The 325-nt window shown below is 46.5% G+C and carries 1 protein-coding gene; it reads right to left on the bottom strand.

Annotated elements, in window-relative coordinates; genetic code table 11:
• The coding region (locus A3193_RS20095) for a transposase (protein WP_479686396.1) at positions 1–236 on the bottom strand (236 nt) is incomplete at its 3' end.
• Between the last annotated feature and the right edge of the window lie 89 nt (positions 237–325).

The raw sequence follows: 325 nt of genomic DNA, 5'->3' as shown, positions 1-325 counted from the left end.
TCGACATGAAGGATGACGTGGTAGTGATTGGACATCACGGCATAGGCGCAGATATCGATGGCAAAAATCTCAGCCAATAGCTTCATGCGATCGATGATCCACTGTCGACGATGTTCATAGCTTTTCCCGGAAAGCGTATCGAATCCACAGAGAAAAGCACGCCTGACGCAGCGTGATACGCAATGGTAATAGGGGGTTTGATCCAGTAGAACCAGAGTTTTCCTTGGTTTTGGCATCGTATCGCTCCTTGATAACAGATGATTCACAAAGATTGCCAGATGTAAGTAAACTTGGCAAATTATGGATGGGTGTCCATGGGTGTCCA

This window comes from Candidatus Thiodiazotropha endoloripes (genome assembly GCF_001708965.1).
Classification (GTDB): domain Bacteria; phylum Pseudomonadota; class Gammaproteobacteria; order Chromatiales; family Chromatiaceae; genus Thiodiazotropha; species Thiodiazotropha endoloripes.
This window is presented reverse-complemented; position numbering and strand designations above follow the sequence as displayed.